The organism is Methylobacter sp., from assembly GCF_004322395.1.
Classification (GTDB): domain Bacteria; phylum Pseudomonadota; class Gammaproteobacteria; order Methylococcales; family Methylomonadaceae; genus Methylobacter_A.
Genome location: NZ_SCTW01000154.1, coordinates 50,997 through 77,021 on the forward strand (window position 1 = coordinate 50,997; position 26,025 = coordinate 77,021).

Annotated in this window: 15 protein-coding genes; 4 read left to right on the forward strand and 11 right to left on the reverse strand. The window is 51.7% G+C overall.

From position 1 onward, the window contains the following. Window positions 1–176 precede the first annotated feature (176 nt). The gene (locus tag EPO18_RS19970; protein ID WP_292436558.1) at window positions 177–2,363 is read left to right on the forward strand and encodes a multicopper oxidase family protein; all 2,187 of its coding nucleotides are present in this window, start codon (window positions 177–179) and stop codon (window positions 2,361–2,363) included. Between the two features lie 578 nt (window positions 2,364–2,941). On the opposite strand, the gene EPO18_RS19975 is transcribed toward EPO18_RS19970, so the two are convergent. The 4 genes from EPO18_RS19975 to EPO18_RS19990 all read right to left on the reverse strand — a co-directional run bounded on the left by EPO18_RS19975 (window position 2,942) and on the right by EPO18_RS19990 (window position 10,015). Next, entirely contained in the window at window positions 2,942–3,601 is a 660-nt protein-coding gene (locus EPO18_RS19975) for a response regulator (protein ID WP_292436560.1), read from the reverse strand. Between the two features lie 507 nt (window positions 3,602–4,108). Continuing rightward, window positions 4,109–5,047, reverse strand: a complete 939-nt coding sequence (locus EPO18_RS19980; protein ID WP_292436563.1) for an SCO family protein — start codon at window positions 5,045–5,047, stop codon at window positions 4,109–4,111. A 4-nt stretch (window positions 5,048–5,051) separates the two neighbouring features. Beyond that, window positions 5,052–7,628, reverse strand: coding sequence for a multicopper oxidase family protein (locus EPO18_RS19985; protein WP_292436566.1), 2,577 nt, complete (start codon window positions 7,626–7,628; stop codon window positions 5,052–5,054). Between the two features lie 95 nt (window positions 7,629–7,723). Beyond that, entirely contained in the window at window positions 7,724–10,015 is a 2,292-nt protein-coding gene (locus EPO18_RS19990; protein ID WP_292436569.1) for an Ig-like domain-containing protein, read from the reverse strand. On the opposite strand from EPO18_RS19990, the gene EPO18_RS19995 reads away from it, so the two are divergent. Next, a complete protein-coding gene (locus tag EPO18_RS19995; protein WP_292436571.1) occupies window positions 10,001–10,294 on the forward strand; it encodes a hypothetical protein in 294 nt (97 codons plus the stop codon). The two genes, EPO18_RS19990 and EPO18_RS19995, sit on opposite strands and share 15 nt — an antisense overlap. 343 nt (window positions 10,295–10,637) lie before the next feature. Here EPO18_RS19995 and EPO18_RS20000 read toward each other — a convergent pair whose 3' ends face one another. From EPO18_RS20000 to EPO18_RS20030, 7 genes are all read right to left on the reverse strand, one after another. Further along, complete coding sequence (locus EPO18_RS20000; RefSeq protein ID WP_292436573.1) at window positions 10,638–13,070, reverse strand: cadherin-like domain-containing protein; 2,433 nt, start codon at window positions 13,068–13,070, stop codon at window positions 10,638–10,640. A 62-nt stretch (window positions 13,071–13,132) separates the two neighbouring features. Next, window positions 13,133–14,254, reverse strand: a complete 1,122-nt coding sequence (locus tag EPO18_RS20005) for a hypothetical protein (RefSeq protein ID WP_292436576.1) — start codon at window positions 14,252–14,254, stop codon at window positions 13,133–13,135. Window positions 14,255–14,700: 446 nt separating this feature from the next. Beyond that, window positions 14,701–17,484, reverse strand: coding sequence for a multicopper oxidase domain-containing protein (locus tag EPO18_RS20010; RefSeq protein WP_292436578.1), 2,784 nt, complete (start codon window positions 17,482–17,484; stop codon window positions 14,701–14,703). Window positions 17,485–17,657: 173 nt separating this feature from the next. Then, window positions 17,658–17,903: a hypothetical protein gene (locus EPO18_RS20015; protein ID WP_292436582.1), complete on the reverse strand. Its 246-nt coding sequence runs from the start codon at window positions 17,901–17,903 to the stop codon at window positions 17,658–17,660. Window positions 17,904–18,572: 669 nt separating this feature from the next. Continuing rightward, window positions 18,573–19,979 carry a nitrogen regulation protein NR(I) gene (gene ntrC / locus EPO18_RS20020; protein ID WP_292436583.1) on the reverse strand — a complete coding sequence of 469 codons (1,407 nt, stop codon included), beginning with the start codon at window positions 19,977–19,979 and terminating at the stop codon, window positions 18,573–18,575. After that, window positions 19,972–21,027, reverse strand: coding sequence for a nitrogen regulation protein NR(II) (gene glnL, locus EPO18_RS20025; protein WP_292436585.1), 1,056 nt, complete (start codon window positions 21,025–21,027; stop codon window positions 19,972–19,974). The genes ntrC and glnL overlap by 8 nt, the downstream gene beginning before the upstream one ends. Before the next feature lie 268 nt (window positions 21,028–21,295). Then, window positions 21,296–21,436, reverse strand: a complete 141-nt coding sequence (locus EPO18_RS20030) for a hypothetical protein (protein ID WP_292436587.1) — start codon at window positions 21,434–21,436, stop codon at window positions 21,296–21,298. Window positions 21,437–21,499: 63 nt separating this feature from the next. Here EPO18_RS20030 and EPO18_RS20035 point away from each other — a divergent pair, with 63 nt between their 5' ends. Together EPO18_RS20035 and EPO18_RS20040 are read left to right on the forward strand one after the other, a co-directional pair. Further along, entirely contained in the window at window positions 21,500–22,726 is a 1,227-nt protein-coding gene (locus tag EPO18_RS20035; protein WP_292436589.1) for an NAD(P)/FAD-dependent oxidoreductase, read from the forward strand. A gap of 473 nt (window positions 22,727–23,199) precedes the next feature. Further along, entirely contained in the window at window positions 23,200–25,842 is a 2,643-nt protein-coding gene (locus tag EPO18_RS20040) for a nitrate reductase (protein WP_292436591.1), read from the forward strand. Window positions 25,843–26,025: the final 183 nt, after the last annotated feature.

The window sequence follows — 26,025 nt, forward strand, 5'->3', positions numbered from 1 at the left end:
GCGGCGAATACGGAACTATACAGGACATTCTCGTTAGCAATCCGAGCGAGGTTTTTTGATAATTGGACGAGGTGCCGGCATGGATGCCGGTAAGTCGGATTGGTTATTTATTTTCAAGGAGTTAAATTTAACAATATGACATAAATTGCTTAACTTAACGGCATTGAGGACTCATCATGTCAAAGAAAATACATCAATTCAATAATGAAGGCATTCATAACGATGCTTTTCCTGTGCCGGCTCTGTTGTCGCCGCGCACCAAGGCCGTAGCCGGTCTGATATTTGTATTGCCATGGATCGGGAGTCCTGCTTGGGCAGCTTTGCCGGGCGGTACTTTGGATCCGGCGACCATACCTAAATATGTCTCGCCCTTGTTCATTCCTCCGGAGATGCCTAAGGCACTTAATGAAAATGCTCCCGGTGTCGATTATTACAAGATCGCTACGCGCCAGATTTCACAACAAATTCTTCCTAAACCGCTGCCCAAAACGAAAGTGTGGGCATACGGTTCCAGCGATAATCAGAATACCTTCCACTCTCCTTCCTATACCATTGAGGCGTCGGTCAACCGTCCGGTACGGGTGACATGGATCAACGACCTCAAGGACAGTAAAGGACATTTTCTCCCTCATATGCTGCCGGTCGACCAGACCGTACATTGGGCTAATCCGCCCGGCGGCCCAGGAGGACAGGACAGCATGGGCACGGATCCGAAACCGTATACCGGGCCTGTACCGCTGGTCACCCACCTTCATGGCGCTAATGTCGTTCCGGGTAGCGACGGTTACCCGGAATCCTGGACTTTGCCTGCGGCATCGAACATACCGGCCGGTTATGCGACCCGAGGAACGCATTGGGCGCAAATTGAAGGAGAGAACGATGAAGCCGGAGAGGGGACCTATCAATATTCCAACGACCAGCGCGCCACTCAGATGTGGTTCCATGACCATACTTTAGGCATGACCCGAAGCAACGTCTATGCCGGTTTGGCGGGCAATTATATGCTGCGTGGCGGCATGTCGGACCTTCCTAGTTTGTTATTGCCGCAAGGGGCTTATGAGATCCCCCTGCTGATTCAGGATCGGGCTTTCAACAGCGACGGCAGCCTGTTCTATCCGGGTGAGAGGGCGTTTTTCGAAGGGCTGGCTAAGAAGGACCTTCGGATACCTTTTATTCCGCATAAAACTGCGGGCGGGAGCGACAGTGATGTCTCGCCGATCTGGAATCCGGAATATTTCTCTAACGTGATGCTGGTTAATGGGCACAGCTGGCCGAAGCTTGACGTCGAGAAACGCCGTTATCGTTTCCGCATTCTAAATGCGTCTGACTCACGCTTCATGATACTGAAGATTGCCGGTGACCCGACAACTCGGCCTGCCACCGAGGCGGTGCCGTTCTGGGTAGTCGGAGGCGACGGCGGCTTTCAAACCCGGCCGGCAAAGTTAAATTCGCTGCTGATTGGGCCTGCCGAAAGGATCGATGTGGTGGTGGATTTTACCAACGTTCCGGCCGGTACTCCTCTCTACCTGATTAATGAAGCGCCTGACGAGCCCTATGGCGGCGGCGAAGCCGGAGTGGATTATGATTTCGCCGATCCGGAGACAACCGGTCAAGTGATGAAGTTTACGGTCATACCCAGAACTGCAAAGGATAAATCGGTTCCCCCTCAGCAAATACAGGCCTTGTTGCCGCCCCAGAATCTGGGCAACCCCACAAATATACGCAAGGTTTCCGTTAACGAAATGGAGTCCGGAACCGTTTTTGCGGACTACAACATCGATTCCAATGGAAGCTTGGTGAGTATTATTGAGAATCTCGCCGGCGTCCCATTCGGCCCGACTATTTCCATGCTCGGCACACTGGATAGCACTGGCGCTCCTGCGCCCTTTGCGTGGATGGACCCGGTTACCGAAAATCCCGGTAACGGCACTACAGAAACCTGGGAAATCTACAATTTCACCGAGGATGCCCATCCTATCCATATGCACTTGGTAGAGTTCCAAATTGAAAGCCGTGAGCCGCTGCAAACCGATTCTTACGGTATGCCTTTGCTTCCTGCAACGCCACTAAGCGCTGCGCGTGGCCCGGAAGCGTGGGAACGCGGCTCAAAAGACACGGTGATCGCATATCCGGGTGAAGTGACGCGGGTAAAAGCCAGATTCGACCGTCCTGGCTTGTATGTTTGGCATTGCCACATTTTGTCTCATGAGGACAACGACATGATGAGGCCCATATGCGTGGGCAATCAGGCTGACTGTCCGGTTCCGCTGGCAAACAGTCCCAAAACCAATGTAGATGCATCTTTCTACAAGCCTTGGAGCAAGACCGGCATACGGCATAGAACCCGTAGGGGAACCTCCTGACGGTTGGCAGGAGTCGTATCAATGAATCAACGGTCACGGATAACAACAAGCGGTCTGAAGGGAAGGGTTCCCAACCTGGACCAAGCAGTCGTCTTAATCAGGTGCTATCCTAAAAACCGCAGCTGGGATGTATGGAAGCCAGTGTGCTGAGCGCCATTCGACAAGCTCATGACAGGCTTCGGCAAGCTCAGGAGAGCTCTGTCGAAGCATGTGCGGCTTCCACATGTCCGCCTAATTAATGCTCAACTGAGATCGCTATCCTGAGAAATTTGTCCTTTGTCGGCGCGGATTTATTCGCACCGTGCGGATAAATCAGTACCTATAGCGCTATGCCCCTACCTGCCGATAAAAACGGCAGGTTCAGTAAAAACGGATTGCAATATAGCAGTCTGCTTTGCATCGAAAACGGACGGGTGGCGCTAAAGTAACTTTGAAATGTCTTGTGGTGGAAAAATATCGACGTTCAACCCCCCTTATGCAATCAAATCGTAAACCCATCCCGGTCGCGTATTGGTCCCATCATACCCAAGCGCCGAAAAAATACAGCATCAGGTTGCGCCCACACTGGATTGACCGGATTACCACGCCTGCAGGGATGAGCCGACACCTGTTTGGCTGGCGCCCGATAACAATGTGGCTACATTATGAGCGTTAAATTTCTTCATTAACGTGGCGCGATGAGTTTCTACAGTCTTTACGCTGATGCAAAGACTATCGGCGATTTCTTTATTCTTGTAGCCTGCGGCGATCAGTTTCAGCAACTGTGACTCTCTGCTGGTCAGTTTCCAGTTTAAATGATTATCAACAGGCGTTTTTTCTACCGAAAGATAGCTTTGGATAATCTTTGGCAGAATGTCGGAACAGACATAATACCGGCCTGCCAGAATATTTCTCATGGCATCAATCAATTGAGGCCGTGTCGTGCCTTTTAATATATAACCATCGGCTCCGGCGCGAAATGCATCGCAAATATTTTCTTCCTCATCTTTAACGGTAAAAATCAGTACTTTGGTAGTTTTCCATCGTTTTTTTATTTCTTTTATGACTTCTACACCGTATTTTTTCGGCATCATCATGTCCAATAAAATCAAGTCAGGCGGGGTAAGCCAAGCCTGCCGAAAAAGCGCTACAGGGACGGCAGCATGATAAATGACAGTAAATCCCGGCTCCTTAGATAACAGTACGCGCAACCCTTCTCTAATAAAGGGTTCGCTTTCAATTATCACAATCTTATGCATATTTATCCTCTACATAGAACTCAATGGTTTATAAAAAGGCTCCCCTTGTGCTTTTTTGCGACACAAATTATGGCTGGTCAAAATTGCATAAAGCGGATGAACCAAATTCAAAATTAAGGGTTATTTAAGGTAATGCAGGCTAAAATATAACCAAATCATAAATATATAAACTGAGCCCGGTTCAGGCTGCAAAAATTTGTGACTGCACTTACCTTTCTGTTTAGATGTTATCTTCAAGTGCTTGAAAAATAAATTAGTATAACTACTAATCTTCGCCGAAATTTGTCGAGTCAGCCTAATCCGATACTGTTGTGTCTTGCTTCTTACGTTCCGGGCTAGGAATGATAATATGACCAACTTGCTGGATTGCCTTACAGGACAACAAATTGTCCAGGCAAAAAAAGACCGGCCCGGAAAACGCTTCCGAACCAGTCCAATGGGCTTATAAAGTTGTCGATATATCTGCTGCCTTAAGTGTTTGCACCTGTTTCAATTGAAGAAGGTTTATCAATGCATTGGGCTTTCCATATATTTGATCAGAGCTTCTACATCGGCATCGGTAAGCCTAAGGTTCGGCATCGGCAGTTTTTTGTATCGGTTAAAAAGATCTGTGGCGATAGGGTCTTTTTCCGTCAGCATTCGATCCGGCATCTTCAGCCAGCGAGTTAGCCATGCCCGCTCTCGCCGTTTAGCCACTCCTTGAAGTCCCGGTCCCAGACCGTCCTCCGTACCCAGACTGTGACAGGAGTCGCATCGGGAACGAAACAGATCTTCGCCAAGACTGATCTTTGGCAGTTGCTTTGCTGCCGCATAACTCACCTGTTGTTCTGAGGTAGCGACCTTGAAGTTGTGCAACTTGCGGCCCAGCAGCCAGGCCAAAACTTTCGGTTCGTCAAACGGCGAGCGTTTCATCCATTGCCCGGTGGCTTCATTACCGATCATGAAGCTCACATTGTGCTCACCGAGTTTTTTCGCCTCGGCTTCCTCCCGGTACAAACCCAGTTTTTTGCGCAGCAACGTGGTATCGGCCTTCGTTCCGGTCAAGAACGTCCAACCCGGGCCAACATTAAACTTGGCGGCATACTCTTTAAGTGCTTTGGGCGTGTCATGCTTAGGATCGATGCTGATCGAATAGAAAAAAACATCCTTGCCAACCCGGTCGCCCAGCAGCTTTTGCACTTGGCGCAAGCTAGCCGTCTCCAGAGGACAGGTATCGCCGCAATGGGTGTAAATAAAATTGATTGCGATCACTTTGTCTTTAATGAGATCGTCATAGAAACGAACCGTTTTTCCATCCTGCGTCACCAGCGGAATGTTGGGAAAATAATCCGCTCCCCACGGAGAACCCGGAGGAGCAGCCCAAGCCGGGCCGCTTCCGAGCGTCAATATCACGCCTATGAATACGTTGCAGAGAAACAATTTGCTGAAACAACTAGTTTTCATCATTGCTTTATTGTTTAGGTAAAACAAACGATTTCTTTGCCTCAAGATCACCTGTTTTATAGGTCGGCAAAGTAATGCTGGAGTCGTAGTCGACGCCTGACCATTCCGGCATCGGTGCCGGTATGGCTAAAGTTTGTCCGGGATTCATTACATCCCACCGCAACAGCATGGCTTTATCCTCATGCTGAGTATTGTGACAATGTTCCACATAAGTGCCGGCAAACTCCCTGAAGCGGACCGCCACGTCAACACTGGCCGTGCTGTCTGCCAGAGAACCGATACGATAAACATCCTTACGGGCGTATTTTTCCCAAGGCGGCGGCGTTTTGCCGCCACGATAAAGAATTTGTCCTTCTTCAAAGTGAATATGTACCGGATGACTCGAACTTTGATTATTGAGCTTGATATGCCAGATCTCGGTTTTACCCATCTCAGGAGCCGCTGAAACCCGATGCGGATCTGCCGATAATCCGTCGCCGCGATCGGCCTTGATAGTCCAAGGCATTAGATCCGTTCCACTGGACCTGCCGAACTCGAAAGTTCTTTGCACAGCGGCTTGCAGTTCCTGGGTTGTCGGTTTGTTCAACGGGATCATCTGTTTCTTGCCTTCCACGTAATCGGCAGGGTTCATGCTCAAATCGGTGCCGCTGTATCCCTGCACCCGGAACTCAAGGAACTTGCCAACGCCCGGATCTCCGTTATTGCCATCCGCTCTGTATTTCCCACTGAGCACATCCGGCAATGCAATCACTTTGTTCGGACCTCTGCCATCTACATGCTCCAGCAAATTAACCAAGTACAATTTTTTGCCTGCCATACCCTTAAAATCGACAATCATGTCGTAGCGTTCGGCAATGGCTTGCTCAGGCCAAGCTCCTTGGGCAGACTGGGCATTGGGGAACGGTATCGCATGTTGCATAATATTGCCGTCGTTAGCGATCATGTAGGAGGGTACTATCTTACCGGCTTCATCGACGATAGCGATTTTGTACCAACGCGAGACACTGCCGTTCAAAATACGCAAACGATAGCGCCGGGCGCGAACGTCAACATAGGGTTTGTAAACCCAGTTGACGGTAACGCGGTCGCCCAGATAGCCATCGGTATTAAAGATATTGAATTTTAGCTGTCCGTTTGTATCCCAAGCCTTGTCGGCAACCAGCAGATTCATATCGTAATCGCGGTTTCCCCAATCGAGTCCCGAACCGCTAGGCAAGCATAAATTCGCATTATTGGGATTGGCGTAGTGGCAGGCATAGCCCTCATCTGAAGTTCCGCCATTAGCCTCATTCTGGTCTTTAGGTTCCCGTCCGCGATCTACAGCACTGTAATAGTTCATCATCGCGGCATTGCCTTTGTAGACGTTCTGCGCGGTGTAATCCAGCATATGGTCGTGAAACCAATGGGTACTCATAGTTTCCCGCCAGTCGCCCGGAACGTAGGAAATACCGCCGTGGCCGTCAGGGGCGCCGGTCTTCATATCGGTAGCGCCTTTATTAATGCTGTCATGCCCGGCCAGAATCATCGGCCAGTGATAATCGTAAAACTGGCCGGGATAAAAGTAGGCGTGCATATAGCCATCGCTTTCGGCCGGATTATGACCGTTATGTTCGTGGGTGCTGATAGTATGCGTACCGAAACCGTTGTTTGCCGCAATATCGATCGGCAGCGCGTTGTAATGGCGGAACAAAATGGATTCTCCATAACGCGCCATCAGCAGTTTAGGCGGCAGGGTGCCATCAAACGTCCATACTGAATTGGGACTTTGCGTGGGTAGATTAGGGTGCATCTTTATTTCCGCTCCTTTGCTACCCGGTTCTCCATCGCCATCGGCATCCAAATAGTAAAGTCCGCCGGGGGCGAATTCTCCCACTTTGTACTCATGCAGCTGGTGCTTGTCGCGAAGACCGCCATTGACGCGCGATCCTGCCATCGCAGATTGAAAATAGGCTTGCGCCGGAAACTCATCCCAGCGTTGATGGGCAAACCATTCACCGCTTGGACGGCCATCGGCAGTGGTTGACGTTTGAGCCGATAGCCCGACGCAAGCTCTGATTTTAGCATCCCAAGGATTAAGTGACGTTTCATCCGATTTTCGACTGGGAACCGAATTAAGGTCTTCCTTAAGAAAGCTATCCAATGCCTGACCGACCGGTGCATTACGGCAAACGGCGGTAGGATCGGCAGGATCTTCAGCAGGCTGAGGAAACGCTGACGTTGATGAAGATGAACTGGACATTTTCTTAAGCCCGAATTCTTCAAACATCAACATTTTGGCGGTAAAGGCTGTCGCACACGAACCATTAATACACAGCGGGCTGGGCTCTGGGGTGAAGAGCCCGGTTACTGGATCTACCGTCGCTGTTGGGATGTTGAATGCCGCATGAGCCACGTTCATCCCGCCGAAAAGGCAGGATAGAGCTGCGGCCGCAAGAACCGAATTATTAAAGAAATGATTTCGCTGATCAATGCCGGCACTCAGGCTGGTTTTGAATAAACAGCGCCGTTGCTGAATAGTGTTAGTTTTACGTATACAGCGGGTTACAGCCATTTCTTGCCGGCTGCAACTTGTTTTCTTAAACATGGTGCATCTCCGTTTTGTGTTTAGATGAGTATTGGTTTATATAAGCACCGGTCCCTTGCTGAACCGGTGCTTTGTTTTTAACGCGTTTCTTTCGTTTATTTGATGGTAACGGCGATATTCGCTCTCGTGGCGCTGGTCGTTAATGACCGCAAGCTGATCGGTGTTTTGCAGGCCGGACCAGGTTTTGCCCTGTATTCCCACGTACCAACGGGTGCGCCGGCGACTACGGGAACTGCTGCGCCCAGCTTATTGCTATTCAGGTCGGCCGGCACGGAAGCTGTCTGGTACAACTGGATATTGTTGTTAGTTTGCACAGTGGTGGTTCCAGCGACTCGCCATTCGCCAGAAGTGGCACTCATGATTTTGCACTGCGCTCCGGTTATTTGGATAACTTCAGGATTAACGACTGTCACCGTGGCATGCGTAGGCTGCGAAACCTGACCGTTGTCATTGGCTACGGTGTAATCGAAGCCGAAAGTACCTGCTGTTGCGCCTGCCGTGTAAGTCACCTGGCCGTTTGCTCCGGCCGTCGCCGTGCCGCCGGTGATGTTAGATAACGTTACCGAAGCCGGATTCAGCGTACCGCCATTGCCGGAGTCGTTGGTTAGCACGTTGATCGCTACCGACTGGTTAACAGGCACGTTGACCGGTCCATCAGGGTTAACAATCGGCGCAGGCCCTGCTGCGGACGGCGCGACAGTGACGATCACCGTCGCCACATTAGACTGGCCGACGCTGTTCGATGCCGTATATCGGAAAGTCACATCACCATTCACAGGCCCTGGTGTGTAGGTGATGGCCGTTCCATTAATGGATGCTGAGCCGGAACCGGCCGGGATCGCCTGTCCGACCAATTGCACAGACGTGATAAGAGCTGCCGGGTTCGCGACATCGTTAGCGGTAACCGGAATATCAACGGCCGGACCTCCCGCTGTTGCCGCTGCTCCGTCATCCAGGGCAAGCGGCACGCCAGCCACGGACGCACCGGCTCCTGTTGCCCGATTGCGCACTACGGGGAACGTCCCGCTGCCGCCGGCAGTTGATTTAACGGTAACGGTATCCGGCGGTGTGGCGATACCGGCCACTGTCAGAGTTACTTCGGCTGGATCGTTCGCGTTACCGGATGACACGGCTGTTTCGCCGAAGCCCTCCAGCGTCAGCGTAGGCGGTAGTTGGTCCGTTCCGAAGCCTTTATCGCTGCTGGTCGCAACTACGGTCAGCGTCTGGTTGGCGTAATTCGCTGAAGCCGCCGTCACGACATCGACCACATGCTTCGTGAAAATACTAGGCGGCGTGTCGGCGCTGTTGATGACCGATACGGGACCGGGCAAATCGCCGTTGGGATTCACCATGCCCTGGCTATAGTACTGCCCGAGCGAGGTGGGGCCGAACGGGATCATCTTGACAGGCGCTATGTTTGCCGCCGCCGCCGTCAACGAAGGATTAGGCTGAGAAGGCAATACCTTTAAGTCGCGGGCATAAACATCAACCTGTGTACCGTCGGTATCGCGTTTGTAGAACCCGTTGTAGATCTCCAGAGGACTGGGAATCGGGTTTGCCACAAAATTGTGCAGGCGGCCCATCAGGCTGAACTGCTCGGAGCGAATGCATGTATGGTTGGCCCCTTGGTCTCCCAGTACAATGGGAGTGATGCCGTCGGGCTGGACGCCGCAAATCTCGAAATAGTTGGTGCCGAAGGGACTGCCGGTGATAAATTCCGGGTTGAGCCCGTCCGACAGGAAGTCAGCGCCATTAAGGGTAACCGGTGCGAGTGGCGTTCCGCCGCTGCTCGCGGACCGTTGCAGGAAAGGTCCGACACGGCTATGAAGGGCGCCGTCAAACACGCCGCGCGCCACGCCGATGTCTTCGCTGAAAACAATGTCGCGATTGCCGCTATCAGAAACCGCATCAACCGGGAATGTATCGACGCCGTAAGGATGCGTCACGGTGTAAGTGCCGGGCTCCGGTACGCCCGCAAATACGCGGATGCGCGTGAATACTATTTGATCGCCCACAGCCACAGCGCCGGCAGAGAAGGCCGCTTCCAGCGCCAAAACCAGGGTGGCGCGCTTGCCGCCCGGCATATCTATCAAGGACGAAGCGTTAAAATAAAAGGCCTCATCGGGGAAGTTGTTTGGGAAGCTGTAAGGCGGGTCGGGCAACCCGGGGCCGACAAGCAAACAGGCATTCTGTTGCGCAGCGCCGAAATCGTTGGCGTCAGGCAAGCATAGATCGAGAACGGTTCCGTTCAAATCCTGGTACCAGTTTGGGAAACCGTGTCCCGTTGGGGAAGGTAAGTTAGTCGGGCCGACCCGTGCCAAGTCGGCATGTACGGATAAGCTCAACGTAGTAAGCGCTATCGCAGCCATTGTATGTTTGGTTTTCATTTGAAATACCTCATCATCCTTTTTGTAAAAAAACCTATGTATTCAGATGTTGAAATCGACAACAACATTCATACACACCTATATGCGTGTCCATTCCCCGACTGGAAAGATGTCTTTATTTTTGAGATGAACACCGCCGATTCGGTATCCCTTATTGGGACGAGTCGAGCAGCACCGGCGGTCAGTCTGAGGGTTCGCTCCGTTGTGACTAAAGGTATCGGAAAGATAAAACAAATGAACTCAGGTGAAACCCTGATTCTGGCTCGGGTTAATACCTGATTTTAAGGGTTTTAGTAACTAAGATGGGCGGCATAAGGATTGCGGCGTTCCGGCTGACGATAGACAGTCGAAATATTTAGACAAACTCATCCGTAACGATATCGGAACCTCTCAAACTAAAAAACGCAGTTAGTCCACGAAAAGCACTAAAAAATTCAAATAGATACCCAATTACAGGTAGTCACCTAAAGGGTGAATGACTAAATCAATGGAACATGTTGATTTCTTTCGTGCTTTTCGTGGACTAACTGCGTTTTTTAGAATAATACCACCGCTCCGGGTAGTGTAGTCGATTACCCGGAACGGTAGTTTATCCATCCACTATGATCCTAAAGCTGCTCCTTTACTTAGGGGTGACACTGACATTGAGTAGTTGACCGCCGCCTGACGAGACGATGCTGATAGAATTGTTCGCTCCTGGCGAGACGCTACTATTGCGGTCATTGAAGCTCCAATTTCCGCCCCGGTTCGCCGTCACAGTGGCAACAATAGCTCCGTTCAAGTTGGGGCCGACACGGATAGTGACGATGTTGTTTCCTCCCGCCGTGCCGTTGAGTGTCCAGCGGCTGTCCCTCGCCTTGAATTCCGCTTTTTTCACTGTTATCTGGTCGATTACCGCAGCGGGATTGACCGTCACCGTCACCGTAGCCGTAGCCGTCAGGTTGTTGCCGTCAATAATGGTATAGCTGAACGTATTAGTGCCGCTGAAACCTGCGTTCGGTGTATATGTGACAGTCTGACCGTTATTGATGACGACCGATCCATTGGCCGGGGCGGTGACTGACGTTATGCTCAGGATGTCGCCGTCCACGTCACTATCGTTGCCGCGCACGGAGATAATAACCGGAGTACCGGCATTCGTCGTTGCCGTATCGTTTACCGCGACCGGCGCATCGTTTACAGCGGTAACGGTTACAGTGACCGTAGCTGTGTCCGAGCCGCCTTTGCCGTCGGAAACGGTGTAGGTAAAACTGTCCGTGCCGTTGTAGTTGGCATTCGGCGTATAGTTGACCGTATTTCCATTTATAGCCGCCGTGCCGTTAACGGGCTGAGTTAATGAGGCCACTGTCAATGCATCGCCGTCCGAATCGGTATCGCCTGCGAGCACAGCTATATTCACTGCCGTATCCTCAGCTGTCGTCGCACTATCGTCAACCGCCACTGGAGCGTTATTCGCCGCACTGACATTGAGGGTCACGGTTGCAAGGGCGGATGACTTGCCGCTGCCGTCCAGTGCCGTATATGTAAAGCCGTCTTGTCCGGTAAAATTAGTGTTGGGCGTATAGATGAACGAACCGTTCGGGTTGAGCACAAGAGTACCGCTATTGACAGGGGCACCCAAAACAGCGGTCAGCGATGAGCCGTCGGGATCCGAATCATTGCCCAGCACACCGGGAGCGGCAATATCAAGCGCGGTATTTTGCAAGATGCCATAGGTATCGTTGACGGCCTGTGGCGGTTGACCCTCCACAACGGCTACATGCTCGATATCCGACCCGCCGGCGCTTGAAGTGACTCTGACTTTGTCGGGCACCACAGTCATGTTGGGAACCGTCAGCTTGCCGTTACTCAGATTGCCGATACCGAAAGTCGTGAGCGTCGGCGGGTTGAGCAGGTCGCTGGAGACGGCCTCAATGATCATATCCTTTGATTCCAGGTTGTATTCAGCACGGGTAATGTTTACGGCGTCGGTCAACAGGCTCAGCAACTTGGTGGGACCCTTGCCTGGACTATTGGCCGTCACACTGACTACTTTGGGCAAGATGCCGGCATTTGCCAGTGGCAAGCTGGTGTAGTACAAGCCGTTCCCACCATCGACCAGACTATTTTCGCCGGCCGGCAGATTCGAGCCGCCGCTGACCGTCACATTAGACTGTAGATCCGAAGTGACAAAGATGTCTACCTGACCGGTACTATCGGCTTGGCGAGCATAGATGGACCGATTGACCACTAGCGCGGTCGGTTCAAGCTGCGTATAGATCTTTCCGGAGACGTTGAATAAGCTGGTCTGCACACTGCTGGTGCCACCGATACCATCGATATCGTTTGGGTCGATATTGAGCGCCGTCACGCCATCCAAGGCGACCGCCTGGATGCGGAAGAAATTCGTTTCGCAAGGGCTGCCGATGACAGTATGGGGCACGGCCGGGTCGCCGATGTATCCCGCAGGAGGGCTAGGCAAGACTTCCGGATTCCACTGCAGAACTGGTCCTATGCGGCCTTGATGCACTGAGTTGGCGGCGAAGGAGATATCGAAACTTTCGTTGATGGCGCGATTGCCTGGCGATGTAACGGTATAAATCTCTTGTCCCCAAGGATGGGTTACCGTGTAAATGCCGGGATTTCTGACATCAATGCGAATGCGCAGCCGCGTGAACGGAAACTGATCGCCGTCCTTGGGCGTTGCGGTCAAGAAAGCGGCCTCGACGCCGGTTACCAAGAGCGCATCGAGTACGGGATTATTATTGGGGCCAGTGATAATCGCGGTGTCGGCGGACGCCCAGAAGCCTTCGGCGCCAAAGCCGATTTGCTCCGAGAATAGATTTCCTTGAATAGGCGGGCTCGAGATACACAGGGCCGGGTCCAGGCACAATTCCATGGTCAGCCCGCTGGAGTCCTGAACAGTTAAAGGAAACTTGTTTTGCGGATTGACCGGGCCGATGTTCATCGGCGTCGCACCTTCGATTGGGCAGCCGCCGGGAAGAGCTTGCGCGGATTCACTGCAAGCAAACACTACGAGAGCGGCAGCCATAATTTTATTAAGCCTTAGATTCATAAGATTTTCCCCGATTTTCGTTGATCGTTACAAGAATGGGCATACACAGGTACTGCCGCAATTTAAGGGACGATGGTTACGTCTTCGCTGTCGCTTCCCCCTTTTGCCGAGGTCACGGTGACCCTTGAAGGTGGGACAAGCACATTATTGAAAGTCCGGCTACCATTGTTCAGAGTGTCGAACCCGAAGACTGTGAGGATTGGATTCGTTGCCTGATCGCTGGAGTTCGCCTCAATGGTCAGGGTGTTAGCCGAGACCGAATATTCGGCGCGGGTAATATTTATTAAATCGGTAAGCAGGCTGATGTGCGTGGCATCAGCGTTGCCGGTGTTTCTTGCGGTCACTTCCACCGAGTTCGGCAGCACGCTGGCATTCACGGGGATGTTTTTGAAAAACAAACCCTGTCCATCGCCGTCCAGCGGGACGTCGTTCGGAGGCAGATTAGGCTCACCTTTCAAGGTGACCACGGCCAATGGCGCGGAGATGGCAAACGCGTTGACTTGTCCGACGTCATCAATCGCTCGCGTGTAATTAGTGCGGTTGACTACTAACGGCGCCGGCGCATTGCCGCTGAAGATCTTGCCGGAAACGTTGAACAGGTTGGTTTGCACACTGCTGGTGCCGCCGATACCGTCGCTATTGCCGGGATCGATATTGAGCGGTGTCACCCCATCCAAGGCGACCGCTTCGATTCGGAAGAAATTGCTGCCGCAAGGGCTGCCGGTGACGGTATGTGGCGTGGCTGGATCTCCTATGTATTGCCCCCCTTGCGCGTCAGTGATAGGTAGCCCGGAATCCCAGTGCAGAATCGGCCCGATTCGGCCCTGATGCACGGCATCGGCGGCAAAGGCAATATCGAAGCTATCATTGACGGCCTTCACACCCGGCGTTGCGACCGAGTAAACCTCCTTACCCCAAGGATGGGTCACGGTATAAATACCGGGCAAGGGGATATCGATGCGAATGCGCAGCCGAGTGAACGGAAACTGGTCGCCGTCTTTGGGCGTTGTGGTCAAGAAAGCGGCCTCGACGCCAGATACCAGACGCGCATCTATGCCCGCGCCGGTAGTAATAGCAGCATCCGCAGACGCCCAAAAGCCTTCGGCGCCAAAGCCGATTTGCTCCGAGAATAGATTTCCTTGAATAGGCGGGGTCGAGATACACAGGGCCGGGTCCAGGCACATTTCCATGGTCAGTCCGGTGGAGTCCTGGACATAAACCGGAAAACCGCTTGCAGGGGAAGTGTTGAGAGGACCGATGTTCATCGGCGTCGCCCCTTCGATTGGGCAGCCGCCGGTAATTGCCTGGGCCGATTGAAAGAAACTGCACGGCAGCAGGACGAGCGGAATAAAAATATTACGTTTTAATTTCATGATTTTTCTCCATACTTTCGAAAAGAATGATTGGTTCATTTGATTTCTACTTTCGCTAGATAGATGATCATGGTCTTATGCAGGATTACTCTATCTTTCCTTATTCGCCTCACTCGCCCGGCATTAGGGTTGGCTAAAGTTTTCCGTTTGCACAACGCGGGTCTTGTTGCTTGCGTCGACATCCTCGATTTGCCGAGGATGTCGTTGCCGTGCGCTGCTCGAATTCCGGCTTCGATGCTCAGCCGAGCCGTGCAACGCTATTGCACCGGCGCATCATCGACATCGCCGCCGGGTGATCGGACGCAGATCGTAACGGGCGTAGCGGTGAGTTTTTTCACTGCCACCTTGTAGGTAAAGTTTCCCCCCTGTTTGATATCTGCGGTAGCAAAGCTGGTACCGGTACAGCTGCCATTGCTTTCCGTGCCGTTGAACAGAGTGACAATGGTGTTATTCCTGAAAGGAACAACATTTCCTCTAACCTCCAGTCCCGATTTACCCAAAGTGGCGCTGACGATGGTGACCGTGTCACTTGGTCCTGGCGGAGGAGGTGGGGGTGGTGGATCATTGGGGGCAGGCGGATCTTCCGTATTGGTTATGTTCGGTGCCGTGTAAGCTGCGGCAACCGCCTCATTGCCGGTTTTGAAGGTGGGTAATGTAAAGGTGTCTTCGTAGGTGACCCCGCTCCATTCCGGCATTGGTGTCTGAACAGCGACTGTTTGACCTGGATTCTGAGAGTCCCAACGCAGCAGCATGGCCTTGTCTTCATGCTGGGTGTTGTGGCAGTGCTCTACATAGGTCCCCATGAACTCCCTGGTGCGGAAGGCGACTTCCACACTATTGCCGCTGTCGGGCAAGGGGCCGATGCGATAGATGTCCTTGCGCGCCCATTTTTCCCACAAAGGAGGTTCTTTTTCGTCACGTCTAAGAATCCGTCCTTCCTCAAAGTGGATGTGGACCGGATGGCTCCAACCGTTGCCACCCCTAATAATATGCCAGACCTCAAGTGTGTCTTTGTCCGGAGCCGCGGAAAGGCGGTGCGGATCCATGTTAAAACCTTGGCCGCCGTCGGTCTCGATGGTCCAGGGTTGGGTGTCGGTCCCGTTGCTACGCCCGAATGTGAATGTCCGGTGTTTCGCATTCGCAAGTTCCGCCGGATCAATGTTCGGCAGCGGGATCATTTGCTTTTTACCTTCCACATAATCCGCCGGATTCATGCTGAGATCCGTGCCGGTATACGTCTGCACACGGAACTCAAGGAACTTGCCGACGGCCGGATCGCCGTCTTTTCCGTTAGGCTGGTATTTCCCGCTCAGGACGTCAGCGAGCGGTATAGCCCGATTCGGGCCTTTGCCGTCCACGTGCTCCATCAGGTTGACTAAGTAGAGCTTTTGGCCCGCGAGACCGGCGAAGTCGACGATGATGTCGTAACGTTCGGCGATACCCTGTTCAGGCAAATCGGAAGATTGTGCATTGGGGAACGGGACCGCGTGTTCCATGATATTGCCGTCGTTGGCAATCATGTGGAACGGCAGCCTGGTTCCGTCTTGCTTGACCACAGCGATCTTGAGGTGTCGGGAGACGCTGCCGTCGAGAATGCGGAAGCGGTAGCGGCGTGCGCGCACATCGAGATAGGGTTTGTACAGAAAATTGACTGTCATCCGGTCGCCGACGAAGCCGTCGGTATTGAAAATGTTGAAGTAGAGCTGGCCATTGCTGTCCCAAGCCTTGTCGGCGACCACAAGATTGACGTCGTAGTCGCGGTTTCCCCAATCCAGGGCGGTGCCGCTGGGAAAGCGCAGGTTTATTCCGTCGTTGATTACTTCATTGCCGCGGTCAACTGCGCTGTAATAGTTCATCATCGCGGCGTTGCCCTTGTAGACATTCTGCGCCGTGTAGTCCAGCATGTGGTCGTGGAACCAGTGGGTGCTCATAGTTTCCCGCCAGTCGCCACGGATCTTGGTAATGCCTCCGCTGCCGTTGGGATAGCCGGCCCTGGGATTGCTTGCATCCGTATTGATGCTGTCATGCCCCGCCAAAATCATCGGCCAGCGATAGTCGAAGTACTGTCCGGGGTAAGAGAAGGCATGGGTGAAGCCGTCGCTCTCGGCGGGGTTGTGGCCATTATGCTCGTGGGTGGTGATGGTATGTATTCCAAAGCCGTTATTTGCAGCCGGGTCTATCGGCAATGCGTTGTGGTGGCGGAATAAAAGGGGTTCTCCATAGCGCGCCATCAGCAGTTTTGGAGGGAGGGTGCCGTCGAAAGTCCAAAGCGACTTGGGGTCCTGGATGGGCATATTGGGATGAAATCTGATTTCGATTCCTTTGGTAGTGCCATCGAAGCCCGCTAATCCTACCGTGTTGTGGTAAAGCCCACCCGGAGCGAACTCGCCCATTTGATAACGATGCATCTGGTATTGGTCGCGAAGTCCTCCGTTAACACGGGCGCCGGTCATGGCAGTTTGGAAGAAAACTTTCGGTTTGAATTCATTCCAGCGCTGATGGCCAAACCATTCGCCCGGAGGCCGTCCGTCCATATAGGTCTTGCTTACGCCCGTAGTGCAGCCTTTAATCAGCGTGTCCCAAGGGTTGGCGAGAGTTGTGTCGGCGTACTCGCCGGGAAGCGGATAGAGGGACTTGCTAAGGAAAGCATCAAGCTCGCCGCCAGCCGGCGTGTTGTCGCAGCCGGACGGCGCCGGCAGAATGGGATTCGCAGAATCCGCGCTGCCCGGTATCTGCTGAGTGCCGAACTCTTCGAATAACAACATTCTTTGGCTGAATTCAGTGGCGCCGAATAGCGGGCTGGCCGGTGCGCCGGTCGGAATGTCAAACCTGGCATGAGCCGGCCCCGCAGACACTAAACAGCCGGACAATACGGCTATGGCTACAGCTAAACTTGAAGTGGGTTTGCTGACGGTCATGGCAAATGCACTTCGGTTAGCTGAATCAGTCTGGTTAAACCCAGTTTTTTGGATTTTGCCAGCCCTATCCCTACATCGTTTTCCAGCGTTTTTCCTGCCGTTGAAATAAATAGTCTTATTCATGGTAAATTCCTCATTTCAATTTTTAAAACCCTGCACGAGGGAGGCTGATTTGAGTGCAAATATTCTTTATTCGTTTTCCAGCGCCAGAGCCAGAGTGGCGCTTGTTGCTCGGCATATCTGCCAAGGACGTGGCATTAAAGTAAAAGGCCTCATCGGGGAAGTTGTTTGGGAAGCTATAAGGCCGATTGAGCAAGCCGGGGCCCGGCGAGCAAACAGGCATTCTGTTGCAGAGCGCCGGGATCGCCAGCATTAGGCAAGCATAAATCGAGGACGGTTCCGTTCAGATCCTGGTGCCAGTTTGGAAAACCGTGTCCTGCCGGGGAAGGTAAGTTAATCGTGCCGACCCGTATTAAGTCGGCATATGCGGATAAGCTCAACGTAGTAAGCGCTATCGGAGCCATTGTATGTTTGGTTTTCATTTGAATTACCTAATCATCTTTTTTGTAAAAAACAAAAAACCTATGTATTCAGATGTTGAAATCGACAACAACATTCATACACACCAAGCCTATATGCGCGTCCATTCCTTGACTGGAAAGATGTCTTTATTTTTGAGATGAACACCGCCGATTCGGTATCCCTTAGTGGGATATTCGAGCAGCACCGACGGTCAGTCTTAGGATTTACTCCGTTGTGGCTAAAGATATTATCGGAAAGATGAAACAAATGAACTCAGGTGAAACCCTGATTTTGGCTCGGGTTAATGCCTGATTTTTAAGGGAATTTAGTAGCTAAGATGAGCGGCATTGAGGGTTGTGGTGTTCCCGCTAACGGTAGACAGTCGAAATGTTTAGATGAATCCAGGGCGATAAACAGCGACGGGATATCCAATTTAAGCAAGTGCGGGTTTTAGGCTGGTTTGCCTAAACGTTATTTTGTAGGCAAAAAAATGCGGCCGATTAAGCCGCATTAGAGAAGGATATAAAACTCTGAATTCCGAGGAGGGAATTTGCATCTCAAGAGTTGTATATATATTAGTAAAAATACTTAGCGGATGGAATGTGACATATTGTCGCAGTGTTTTAGTAGGTTATTATGACGTAATTTAGCATTCCGGGATTAAAGTTAAACGCACGGTTTAATTACAGTTATATCCCCAACTCCTGGATTTTCCGGGTTAAGGTGTTCCTGCCGTAGCCCAATAAAATAGCGGCTTCGTGGCGTTTGCCGTGGGTAAAGTTTAGCGCGGCCTTAATTAAAATCGTTTCAACCGCAGGAATGATGTGTTTAGCGATTTCGCTTTCGTTCCCACGTAGAAGTTGCTGGTCTACCAAATTCCTTAGCAATGCTTCCCAGCCGGTATCGGCAGTATTTTTTTCCGGCGTTATATTGAGCAACTCGGGCGGCAGGTCGTGTAAATGAATTTCCCGGCCCGAAGCCATTACGGTTAACCAGCGGCAGCTGTTTTCCAGTTGCCTCACATTGCCCGGCCAGTCCAGCGTGCTTAAAAAAGCCTCCGCTTCGGGCTTTAAGATTTTAACTTCTGCATTGAGTTCGACAGCCGCCTGATTTAAAAAGTGGCGCATCAGCAAGGGTATGTCCTGTTTGCGCTCGCGCAACGGCGGGATGTGGATACGGATGACGTTTAAGCGATGAAATAAATCTTCCCGAAAGCGGCCTTGTTCTACTAGCGTTTCAAGGTTCTGGTGGGTGGCGGCGATAATGCGCACATCGACTTTAACAGACGCGTATGAGCCGACCGGATAGAACTCGCCATCGGCCAGTACACGTAATAAACGGGTTTGCAGTTCGGCGGGCATGTCGCCGATTTCATCGAGAAACAAGGTGCCGCCGTCGGCCTGTTCAAAGCGTCCGGCGCGGCGCGATTGTGCGCCGGTAAAGGCGCCTTTTTCATGGCCGAACAGTTCCGATTCCATCAAGTCTTTAGGGATGGCGGCCATATTCAGGGCGATGAAAGGCTTGCCGGCTCTGGGGCTGTGACGATGCAAGGCTTTGGCGACCAATTCCTTGCCGGTTCCCGATTCGCCGTTGATCAGTACGGTGATGTGCGACCTCGCCAGCCGTCCTATCGCGCGAAATACCTCCTGCATCGATGGCGCTTCGCCGATAATTTCCGGCGTGGTTTCTTCCGTATACGGAGAAGTATCTGAAATTTGCTGTTGCCGGCTGTGAATGCAGGCTCTATGAGCCAGATCAACGACTTCTTTAATATCGAAGGGCTTGGGCAGATATTCAAATGCGCCACCGTGGAAAGCCGAGACCGCGCTTTCCAAATCGGAATGCGCGGTCATTACGATAACCGGCAGGCCTGGATGACTCAGTTGAACTTTGTCCAAAAGCTCCAGCCCGTCCATACCGGGCATACGAATATCGGTAATCAGCGCATCCGGCAGATCATTTTGCAATGCGCTCAGCAAGTCGGTCGAGCAGGAAAAACTGCGGGTGTCGATGGCTGCTTTTTGCAGGGCTTTTTCCACGACCCAGCGTATGGATTTGTCGTCGTCGATAATCCAGACGGTTTCGGACTTAGTCATTGTTGGCCTCTCCCGGTGTGATAATGGGTAAGAAGATTGAAAACACTGTGTTCCCGGGTTCGCTGCTGCATTCAATCAAGCCGTTATGCTGATTGATCAGGGCCTGGGCTATGGACAAACCCAGCCCCGTGCCGTCTGCGCGCCCGGTAATCATCGGATAAAATATCTGGTTCATCATGTCGGCGTCGATGCCCGGTCCGTTATCGATAATGTCGCATTTTACCGCCAATTTATAGCGCTTGCGGCCAATGGTCACTTGCCGGTGAATCCGGGTTTTGATAGTAATCTCGCCTTCGCCGTTCAGCGCCTGAACGGCGTTTTTGGCGATATTTAAAATAGCCTGAATCAGCTGGTCTTTATCGGCCAGTATGTCGGGAATGCTGGGATCGTAGTCCGATTTAATGGTGAGACTGGATTCGGCTTGAACCAGCTGTCTGACCCGTTCCAGCACTTCGTGAATATTGATGGCTTTTTTATTGGGCAGTTTGTTGGGGCCCAGCATTTTATCCATCAGGCCTTGCAGACGGTCGGATTCGGCGATGATGATCCGGGTGTACTCCTTGAGTTCCGGGTCGTGCAATTCCAGATCCAATAATTGTGCTGCGCCGCGCAAGCCGCCTAAAGGATTCTTGATTTCATGCGCCAAGCCTCTGACCAGCAGTCTGGCGGTATTTTGCTGGGTTAATAAACGTTCTTCCTTGGATATGCGAAGGTGAGTGTCTACTTGTTGCAATTCGACCAGAATCTCGTTGACCTGTTCATTCTTTAATAGCGGCGTTGCGCTGAAGTTGATGGTGAGACTGTGAGTCATGCGATCCAGGATAAGTTCCCGGTCTACCAGAGGTTCCGCCATGGTTAAGCACTGCTGTAAATTCATTAGTAGTGCAGGATCGGAGGTTTTGAACAACTCATGAGCACTAAGGCCTACCAAGTGACGGGAGCTGTCGGCAAGCAAAATTTCACCGGCAGAATTAAGGTAAGTGAGAATCAGGTCGCGATCAAATAACAAGATGGCGCCGGTAAGATGGTCAAGTATACGTTTATGCATGATTTGCTTTAAAGGTTGTTTAAAGTAAGAGCGTTATAGTTTGCTTAGCAATTTGTAGGCCGATAATGAGAATAGGTCTGTAACGTAGGGCGCGCCGTGCGCGCCAGAGGCGGAGTTAAGGTTCAAGCGCCGATTGAATCCCAAGCGGAGAGAAGGCGCGCACGGCGCGCCCTACTCGGAGAGGATTCTTCACTGTGCTATCGCACCATTATTGCGCAATTAATAGATCCAATAGACTATAGGTGCACCATTTTAGCGCATAAAGAAATTAGATGTAGTTGTAATAATGCCGCTCAAGTGTAAAGCTAGGCGTTGTTTCCAGCTTATTCGGATAATATCTTGCCGAAAACATCGATTCTTTTTGATGCTCAAACAGGCTTATTCCTATCAACAAGATTAAAGTCGGCATACTGTTTGCTATTGAATTGCAAACAGCCTGACTTAATGGCATTCAATCATAAGGAACAGCCCGATGAAACAACGCTTGGTCGTCATAGGCAACGGCATGGCGGGTATGCGTACCGTAGAAGAACTGCTGACCGCCGCACCGGATAAATATGAAATCACCGTGTTCGGCGCCGAACCTTACGGCAACTACAATCGCATTATGCTGTCGTCGGTGCTGTGCGGCGAGAAAACCATTGAAGATATTGTCATCAATAACCGCCAGTGGTATCTCGACAATGGCATAATGCTGCACGCTGGCGAAGATAAAGCCGTAGCGCGGATAGATCGCAAACACAGAAAAATCTATGCCCAGGACGGGACCGTGGCCGGTTATGACCGATTGTTAATTGCTACGGGTTCCAAAGCCGTAATACCGAAAGTTCCCGGCAATGAGCTGGATGGTGTAATCAGCTTTCGGGACATTGTCGATGTTAACAAAATGTTGGCTTACAGCCGCAGCCACAAAAAAGCGGTGATATTGGGCGGCGGCTTGTTAGGTCTGGAAGCCGCCAACGGTCTGGTTTTAAGAGGTATGGATGTCACCGTAATTCATAACCATGAAATATTGCTGAACAGGCAAATGGACAAGCTGGCAGCAAAAATGCTTCAAACCGAGCTGGAACAACGCGGCCTGAAATTTAAAATGGCTGCCAAACTTAAACAATTGTCGGGCGATGAACAAGGGCACATCAAGGCAATAAGTTTCGAAGACGGCAGCCGGCTGGAATGCGATCTGTTTGTTACCGCAATCGGCGTGCGTCCCAATATGACGCTGGCTCAGGAAGCGGGAATCTATTGCGAGCGCGGCATCGTCGTCAACGATACTTTGCAAAGCTACGACCCCAGCATTTATGCGGTAGGCGAATGCATCCAGCATCGCGGCGCTACCTTCGGCCTGGTTGCTCCGCTGTTTGAGCAGGCCAAAGTCTGCGCCAATCATCTTAGTGCGCATGGCGCGGCGGAATATGTCACGCTGCCGACCGCGACCAAGCTTAAGGTGACCGGTATCAACCTGTTTTCGGTCGGCGATTTTCAAGGCGATAAAGACAGTGAGATCATTCGTTTTATCGATCCCGCTTTAGGCATTTATAAAAAGCTGGTCATCAAAGCCAACAAGCTGATTGGCGCGGTGCTTTATGGTGAAACCGCCGATGGCAATTGGTACCAGCAGATGCTGGAGAAGGAAGACAATATTTCCGACATAAGAGACGTGCTGATTTTTGGTAAAGCTTATGCCGGTGTTGTTACGTAGCAGCCAAGAATAGAACGCGGATGACGCTGATCAATATGATAAACGCGGATATTTCAGAGAAACCTTAATCTATATAATCATCCGAGTCATTTGTGTTCCGTTGCTCTCGTTACCACGCGGCGCGCTCATCGTTATACACAAGTCTGTCCAAGAGTGTCATTTCGGCATGGGTGCTGGAATGGCGGACTCGGATGTAGGCCGGAATAAGGCCATCCAAGGCTCTCCTGTTCAGAACGTTGCCAGTTAGACCTTCCAGTTTTTAAAAACCTGGAAGGTCTGCATATCGGCATGTTTCTGAGCACGGCCCGTGGGAACGGAGGGGTAAAGATACGTTGCGGCTCAGTAAAACAGAGCGCAGATAACGCTGATTAATATGATGAATACGGACATTTCAGAGAAATCTTGTTTAATCATATTAATCAGCGTCATCTGCGTTCTATCTATCTAACTATCAAGTATTGATTAGATTTTTAATGAATAAACCTATACAAACCACTTGCCCATATTGTGGCGTAGGCTGCGGAATCAGCGCTAAAGTCGATGAGGCTCATCATCGCCTAAAAATCAGCGGCGACATCTCGCATCCGGCTAATTTCGGACGGCTTTGCTCCAAAGGTTCGGCGCTTGGCGACACGATTGAACTCAAAGGCCGGCTGTTGCAGCCGAAAGTCTACGGCCGTGAAACCAGCTGGGCCGAAGCGCTGGATTTGGTTGCTGATTCCTTTATCGGCACTATCAAAAAATACGGTCCCGATGCTGTGGCGATTTACGGCTCAGGGCAATTGCTGACCGAAGATTATTACGTCGCCAACAAGCTGATGAAAGGCTTTATCGGCAGCGGCAATATGGATACCAACAGCCGCTTGTGCATGTCGTCTTCGGTAGCAGGGCATAAGCGCGCATTCGGTTCCGATACCGTGCCGGGTTGTTACGAAGATTTCGAACAAGCCGAAATGATCGTACTGATCGGCTCGAACGCCGCATGGTGCCATCCGGTCAGTTTCCAGAGGATACGCGCGGCCAAGGAAGCCAACCCGGCAATAAAAATCGTGGTAATCGACCCGCGCCGCACCGCCAGTTGCGACATCGCCGATTTGCATTTACCGCTGGCAAGCGGCAGTGACGCTGTCTTGTTTAACGGTTTACTGCAATTTTTAAGTAAGCAAAACACGCTGGATTCGGCTTATATCGAAGCCCATACCGAAGGTTTTATTGAAGCCCTGAATACTGCCGGTATCGATATTGAACAGGTTGCAGCGCTTTGCAGATTGGATAAAGACGACTTGTACCGTTTCTATGACTGGTTTGCCGGCCGTGAAAAAGTCATCAGTTTATACAGCCAAGGCATCAATCAATCGTCATCAGGAACCGACAAAGTCAATGCGATTATCAACTGTCATCTGGCAACCGGCAGAATCGGCAAGCCGGGGATGGGGCCGTTCTCGCTAACCGGACAGCCGAATGCGATGGGTGGGCGTGAAGTCGGCGGTTTATCGCATCAGCTGGCCGCGCATATGGATTTTTCCGATGCCGATGATATAGAACGTGTCTCACGATTTTGGAATACTCAAAATATTGCCCGAAAGCCGGGTTATCCCGCCGTGGAATTATTCGACGCCATTTACGACGGCAAAGTCAAAGCCGTGTGGATTATGGGCACCAACCCCGTAGTTAGCTTGCCGAATGCCGATAAAGTCAAACAAGCATTGCAAGGCTGCGATTTTGTGGCGATGTCCGATTGCATCGCCGATACCGACACCACTGCTTTCGCGCATGTGCTGCTGCCCGCGCAAGGCTGGAGCGAAAAAGACGGTACGGTGACTAATTCCGAGCGGCGAATTTCCCGGCAACGGGCGCTATTAAAAGCGGCGGGCAGCGCCAAACCCGACTGGTGGATTATCACCCAAGTAGCGCGGCGCATGGGGTTCGAGCAGGCGTTTCATTACCAAAGTCCTGTGGAGATTTTTCGCGAACACGCCGCGTTGTCCGGCTTCGAAAATAATGGGCAGCGCGATTTCGATATATCGGCGTTTGCGGATATATCCCAGCATGACTACGATCAATTGCAGCCGATTCAATGGCCGGTTAATCAGGACTATCCGCAAGGCAGGGCAAGGCTTTTCGAGGACGGACGGTTTTTTACCGAATCGGGCAAAGCCAAATTTATTGCCGTTACGCCACGTCCGCCGGTCAATCTGCCGAATCAGGATTACCCGCTGATTTTAAATACCGGCCGTTTGCGCGACCAGTGGCACACAATGACGCGCACGGCCATTGCGGCGAAGCTAAATCAGCACAAGCCTGAGCCTTTTGTCGAGGTGCATCCGGTTGACGCCCAGCGCTATGGATTAGCCGCAAATAGTTTGGCAATCATAGAAAGCCCTTGGGGATCGATGGTTGCGCGGGTGCAGATTACCGATAGCCAAGTTCCAGGCAGCCTTTTTGTGCCGATGCATTGGACCGAACAATATACCGGTCGAGGGCGCATGGGCGCGTTAGTCAATGCCGTGATTGACCCTATTTCCAATCAACCGGAAAGCAAACATACACCGGCGCGTATCAAGGCTTATCAACCCGTTTGGCAAGGTTTTATTCTGTCTCGCCGCGAGTTAAACATGAGCGCATCGGACTATTGGGTAAAAATCAAAGGCGAACAATATTACCGTTACGAACTGGCAGGACTGGCGATGCCTGAAAACTGGCAGGAATGGGCGAAAACTAAGCTCTGCGATAATGAAGGCGGAATGCCGCAATGGCAGGAATATGAAGATCCCGGCCTAGGCAATTACCGAGCCGCGCGGATAGTGAATAATCGGTTGGAAAGCGTGGTTTTTATTGCCGCCGGGTCTGCATTGCCCGAGCGCAATTGGCTAACCGGTCTGTTTGCAAAAACGGAATTGGAAAAAGCGGAACGCATGGCGTTATTAACCGGCAGGCCGCCTTTGGGCGTCGAGGATGTCGGCACTATCGTTTGCGCCTGCTTTAATGTCGGAGAAAAAACCATTCAAGCCGCGATCAGGGAAAAAGAGCTTAAAACCCATCAGGAAGTCGGTCGCTGCCTTAAAGCCGGAACCAACTGCGGTTCTTGCGTGCCGGAGATTAAGGCGTTGTTGTGAGTCGGTGAAGCTGGAGCTTTCTCCACTGCGTTTGCAAGTTGGAGTCGTCATACTAGAAATAGCTATCCAGCGCCATGCCTGTCCTGAGCGCAGCCGAAGGGGGCGTGTAACTTATTTAAATAAGCCGGGCTAGGCAGGCATGTTGTTTCCGTTCGAAACGTTTCGCCTGTTGAGAGCGTTGCG